This window comes from uncultured Aquincola sp., assembly GCF_964001545.1.
Classification (GTDB): domain Bacteria; phylum Pseudomonadota; class Gammaproteobacteria; order Burkholderiales; family Burkholderiaceae_C; genus Aquincola.
Genome location: NZ_CAXFDV010000576.1, coordinates 1 through 5,687, shown reverse-complemented (window position 1 = coordinate 5,687; position 5,687 = coordinate 1). Strand labels below are relative to the sequence as shown.

3 protein-coding genes and 2 pseudogenes are annotated in these 5,687 nt (G+C 71.2%); 2 read left to right on the top strand and 3 right to left on the bottom strand.

Annotated features, from left to right (window positions below; all coding sequences use genetic code 11):
* Positions 1-272, top strand: a pseudogene (locus ABNT58_RS19835) (MFS transporter); the annotation flags it as partial.
* Between the two features lie 58 nt (positions 273-330).
* The gene (locus tag ABNT58_RS19830; RefSeq protein WP_348755145.1) at positions 331-1,746 is read left to right on the top strand and encodes a patatin-like phospholipase family protein; all 1,416 of its coding nucleotides are present in this window, start codon (positions 331-333) and stop codon (positions 1,744-1,746) included.
* A gap of 4 nt (positions 1,747-1,750) precedes the next feature.
* Here the strand turns inward: ABNT58_RS19830 and ABNT58_RS19825 are convergent, their stop codons facing one another.
* The 3 genes and pseudogenes from ABNT58_RS19825 to ABNT58_RS19815 all read right to left on the bottom strand — a co-directional run.
* The gene (locus ABNT58_RS19825) at positions 1,751-2,380 is read right to left on the bottom strand and encodes a PEP-CTERM sorting domain-containing protein (protein WP_348755144.1); all 630 of its coding nucleotides are present in this window, start codon (positions 2,378-2,380) and stop codon (positions 1,751-1,753) included.
* A 20-nt stretch (positions 2,381-2,400) separates the two neighbouring features.
* Positions 2,401-5,244, bottom strand: coding sequence for an ExeM/NucH family extracellular endonuclease (locus ABNT58_RS19820; protein ID WP_348755143.1), 2,844 nt, complete (start codon positions 5,242-5,244; stop codon positions 2,401-2,403).
* Between the two features lie 91 nt (positions 5,245-5,335).
* Positions 5,336-5,687: pseudogene (locus ABNT58_RS19815) on the bottom strand (hypothetical protein); the annotation flags it as partial.

The window sequence follows — 5,687 nt, the reverse complement described above, 5'->3', positions numbered from 1 at the left end:
TGGCGCTGGGCGTATGGGGCATCGCGAACACCGCGCTGTACCCCGTGTGCCAGATCCGGGTGATGAAGGCGGCGCCCCAGGCCCAGGCGCTGGCCGGCACCCTCAACGTGTCGGCGGCCAACGGCGGCATCGCCCTGGGTGCCCTGTGGGGCGGCGCCAGCATCGATGCCTGGGGTGTGCACACCGTGGCGGGCGTGGGGGCAGCCATCGCCGTGGTGGCGGCGCTGGCCGCGATGGGCATGGGTGGGTGGATGAGGTTGCGGGCGGGTTGAAGGCGCCACGGCGTCGAACCCGTCATCATCGCGGGCTCATCACGCCCCCGCATGACCGATGCCGCGCCTCGTCCAGTCCCTGCTGCCCCCGCTGGTGCTCGTCGCCCTCACCCTCCTCCTCACCGCCTGCGCCTCCACCGCGCACTACCCCATCAACCCGCCGCTGGCGGCCATCGCGCCGGACGAGGGCTACCGGGCGCGCGGGATGTTCCGCCAGGCGGGGGACGAGGAGTTGATGGTCATCGTCACCTTCTCGGGCGGTGGCTCGCGGGCGGCGGCCTTGGCCTACGGGGTGCTGGAAGAGCTGGCGCGCACGCCCATCCAATGGCACGGCCAGCGGCAGCGGCTGCTGGACGAGGTGGACCTGGTGGCCGGGGTGTCGGGCGGCTCCATCACCGCGGCCTACTGGGCGCTGGCCGGTGACCGCATCTTCGAAGACTTCGAGCCGCGCTTTCTGCAGCGCGACGTGCAGTCGCGGCTGATCGACCGCATCACCTCGGTGCGCGACTTCTGGCGCACCACCTCGCCGCGCTTTGGCCGCGGCGACCTGCTGGCCGAAGAGCTGGACCAGGCGCTGTTCCACGGCGCCACCTTCGGCGACCTGGTGGCCCGCCCGCGCGGGCCCATGGCCATCATCAGCGCGGCCGAGCTGTCCACCGGCGCGCGTTTCGACTTTCTGCAGGAGACCTTCGACGCGCTGTGCAGCGACCTCGGCCGCTTTCCGCTGGCGCGCGCGGTGGCGGCCTCCAGCGCCGTGCCCTTGCTGTTTTCGCCCATCACGCTGTGGAACCGCGCGGGCGAGTGCGGCACGCCCACCGACCTGCGCAGCCTGCTCACGCCCGCGCAACTGGCCACGCTGCAAGGCTCGCGGCTGGAACGCCGCATCCAGGACGATTTACGGCTGCAGGACCGGCAGGCCCTGCCCTACTTGCACCTGGTGGACGGCGGCGTGGCCGACAACCTGGCGCTGCGCGGCCTGCTGGACCTGGATGGGCTGGCGCGCCTGTCACCGCAGAAGCTGTTTGCCAAGGCCGACCTGGAGAACGTGCAGCGGCTGGTGGTGGTGGCGGTGGACGCCGGCACCGAAAGCAGCACCACCATCGCCCAGAGCCCCGATGTGCCCAGGGTGGGCCAGGTGGCCGAAGCCCTGAGCGACGTGTTGATCGCCCGCTATTCCGACGAGACCCGGGCCCTGGTGGCCGAGGTGTTCCAGCAGTGGCGCAGCCTGAAGCGGACCGATCAGGCCGAGCTGCCGATCCACATCGTGCCGGTGTCGCTGCGGCTGCTGCCCGATGCGCAGCAGCGGCGTGAGCTGCTGGCCCTGCCCACCAGCCTGTTCCTGCCGGTCGAGCAGGTGCAGCGGCTGCGCCAGGCCGCCGGCACGCTGGTGCGCCAGGCGCCGGACTACCAGCGCCTGGTGCATGACATCGGCGCCCAGCGGCCGGTTGCGGCCGGGCCCGCCGACGCCGACTGAACGCTCAGCGCTGCGCGCGCCGGCGGGCCACGGCGGCCACCGCCGCCAGGCCGCCCAGCATCAGCGCATAGGTGCCGGGTTCGGGCACCGCGCTGACCGACAGCTGGCTGATGGACAGCCGCGAGACCAGGTCGGTGGCATTGACGTCGAACAGGCCCAGCGCCAGCGTGTGGCTGCCGGCGCCCAGCAGCAGGCTGAAGCTGCCGCCCACCGGGCTGGCCGCCACTTCACCCAGCGTGGCGAAGAGCTGGCCGTCCACCGCCACGAAGCCGCGGTCGAGGTAGCCGGCGTCGTAGCTGTCGGTGCTCAGCGTCCACTGAAAGCTCACGCGCACCGGCGCGGCCAGGTCGGCCTGCACCACCAGGCCCGAGCCTTCGTAGCTGTCGCCGGGCAAGGCGCCCGGATTCAGCTGCAGCGCGGGCTCCAGCGCGTCGAACAGCAGTGCGCTGCGGCCGCTGATCGGCGTCTCGCCCGAGTCGATGGCTGCGGTGGTGATCAATGCGGCGCTGTCGCTGCCCACCAGCACGTCGCCGGCGGTGGTCCAGCCGGTGAGGCCCGGCAGGGTGCCGGCCTGGGCCAGGGGGGTGGCGCCGGCGGCCGCCAGGCCGGCCAGCAGAACGAGGGTACGGGTCATCGTGGTCATGGTCGGTCGCTTCATTGCACGCCCAGGTCGCGCCGGGCTTGGATCTGGTTCAGGCGCAGGTTCTGCAGCGTCAGCAGCGTGCGCGGCGCCACCGGGCCGGCACCGTCGGTGTCGATCTGCAGCAGCACGTCGTTGCCGGCGGCCACCAGCTTGACGATGCCCTTGCTGAAGGCGGTGGCCGGGTCGGCGCCGATGCTGGCCAGCAGGGCCGTCAGGTCGATGCGGTCTTCGCCGGGCGTGAAGTCGGTGATCTGGTCACCGGCATCGCGCATCGACTGGTAGACGAACACGTCCTTGCCGGCGCCGCCGGTCAGCACGTCGGGGTTGGCACCACCGACGAGGATGTCGTCGCCCGCCGTGCCCACCAGCGTGTCACGCGCGGTGCCGCCCACGATGGACTTCATCAACTGCAGGCCCACCACCACCGGGTCGTGGTCCGACGAGCGGTAGGGGTTGGGCTGGTACGGGTCGGCCGGGCACGGGTTGCCGCTGCACAGCGCCGGCGCCTTGAACTCCTGGTTGTAGTCGGCCAGCAGGGTTTCGTCGGCATTGATGTGCCAGTGGCTCACGCCCGTCACCCGCGCCGACAGGCTGCCGGTGGACAGCGCATGGTCCAGGCGGCCGGCGGCGCCGTCGAACACATAGCTGTAGCCGAAGCTCTCGAAGCGGCCGCTCTCGTCCACGAAGCCGCTGCCGGTGAGCTGGGCGATCGGGTCTTCCTTCGCATAGGCGTTGAAGTCGCCGATCAGCAGCGCATCGGTGCTGCCGACCGCGGCCTGGCGCTGGGCCACGAAGGTGCGCAGGCGCTGGGCCTGCTGCAGGCGCTGGGCGTTCCAGCAGCCCTGGCCATCGCCAGCGTCGGTGTTGCCGGCGGCGTCCGCATCACCGGCGGCGGGGCAGCTGCTCTTGCTCTTGAGGTGGTTGACGAACAGCGTGAAGCGTTCGCCATTGGCCAGCGCAAAGGTCTGCGCCAGCGTGGGCCGGTTGTTCACCGGGTCGGTGTCGCTCACCGGCTGGCCCACGGCCGACAGGCGCGCGGGCTTGTAGACGATGGCCACGCGGATGGCGTCGGTGCCGGTGCTTTGCGCAGGCAGCGCGGCAGCGGCATAGCGGTTGGCGCCCACCTTGGCATTGAGTGCATCCACCAGGTTCTGCACCGCCACGTTGCCGTTGTTCTGGATCTCCATCAGGCCGAAGGCGTCGGCATCGATGGCGGCCATGGCCGCGACGATCTTGGCCTGCTGGCGGTTGAACTCGGCGGCATTGCTGGCGCCACGGCAGTTGGAAGCCGACACGCTGGCACCCAGGCTGCAGCCCTGCCCGGTCTGGCCGCTGGCGGTGGCGCCGTTGGTGAAGGTGGTGAAGTAGTTCAGCACGTTGAAGCTGGCCACCTTCACGTTGCCGCCCACCGCATCGGGCTCGGCCGTGCGCGGGTTGGCGATGCTGAAGCTGGGCATCACCGTCGGGTGGATCTTGTAGTCGCCAGGGTCGGCATTGCTGCTGGTGGCCAGGCCGTAGTCGATCACGCCGGTGATGTTGCCGACGCGGTCGCCGGCGCGCGGCAGCGCATCGGTGCCCAGGTAAGGCGTGGGGTTGGGGTTCTGCAGCGTGCTGCCGTCGTCCAGGAGGATGCGGCGGCGGTTGTTCTCGTCGGCCAGCGCCTGGGCCTGCGGGCCGGGGCGGAAGCGGTTGGTGGGCGTTTCCAGCCGGCCGCCAACAGCCAGGGTGAGCTGGCCGTAGCGGCCCTGGAAGTAGTTCTGCGCGATGGTGAAGGGGCCGGGCAGCGTGACCAGCATGCCTTCATAGCGCTCGAGGTCACCTTCCACCGCTTCGGGCAGCTGCACCACCACCGGCGTGATGCTCTGGTTGCTGCCCAGCAGGCTCACGGCGCTGACGTCGGTCAGCTGCGTCACCGGGTTGGCCAGGGTCACCGCATTGCTGGCGGCGCCGGTGTTGAATTCGGCCACCGTGCCTTCCACCTGCACCAGGTTGTTCACCGCCACCGCGGCAGGGATGCTGGCGCCGGTGAACACGAAGATGCCGTCGGAGGTGGTGGGGTCGTTGTCGCCCACCGGGTCCTGGATGAAAAAGCCGTTGCTGTTGATGCGTGTGACCACGCCGCTGGTCACCACCTTCTTGCCCACCAGCGGGCTGGTGCGGCCGCTGCCCTGGATGGCAAAGATGCGCGCAGCCTGGGCCTGGCTGCCACCACCGCCGTTGCCGGGGTCGTTGGCGCACACCAGCGCGGCAGTGCTGCCGTTGCGCGGGGCCGCGGCCTGCACCGCGAAGTCGGCGCTGTTGTCGCCGGTGTTGTCGCAGCCGCCGTTCTTGCGGATGGCCGCGTTGGTGGCCGACAGCGTACCGGTGGGCGAGCCCTTGGTGGGCGTGGCGCTGCCGTAGCTCACGATGTCGATCACCGCGCTGCCGCCGGGGGCGGTGCCGCTCAGCGCATTGGCGTTGTTGACCAGGGCCACCTTGCCGCTGGCGGCCGACATCGGGATGGTGGTGCTGGGGGTGTAGTCGGCGACGACGTCGACGCTGCCACCGCCTTGCGAGGCCTGCTTGATCAGCAGGTAGCGGCCCGGGGCCAGCGTGGTGCCGGCGGGCAGGGCCGTCACCTGCCAGTTGCTGCCGGTGGCCGAGGCGTACTGCACCGACCAACCGCTGATGGTCTCGGGCTGGCTGCCGTTGTTGTGCAGCTCGATGAAGTCGCTCTTGAGCACCGAGCCGGAGTTGCCTCCGCCGCCATAGACCTGGCTGATGACGACGGCCGCAGAAGCCGGGAAAGCCAGCGCGACGCTGGCGCAGATCAAGGCCAGGCGAAGGCCGCCGCGCCAGGGAGTGAGGTGTTGCATGGGTAAGGGGCCAAGCCCGGCTGCTGAAAACCGCGCGACCTTACGGGCGCGCGATGACAGTGCGGTGAAGCCCCTGATCCGCGGCCTACGCTCAGAAGGTTTCCCAGTCGTCCGACGAAGCGGCAGCCGGGGCCGGCGGGGGGGCCGCCGCTGCGGGCTGTGCGGTGGCCTTCACCACCGGCTTGGCGGCAGGCTTGGCGGCTGCCTTGCTGGCCGGTTTGGTGGCCGGTTTGACCAGCGGCCTGGCGGAAGCCTTCGGCTTGCCGGCGGCCTGCTGGATCGCGGCACGGGCCGCGGTGGCATGGGCGGTGGGTGCCGCCGGCCCCGGTGCCGGTGCCGGCGCCGGGGCCGGGGCCGGCATGGCCACCGGCGCGGCGGCCGCCGGCGCACGATCGCCCTGCGCCTGCAGCTTGAACACCGCCACCGCCTGCACCAGTTGCTCG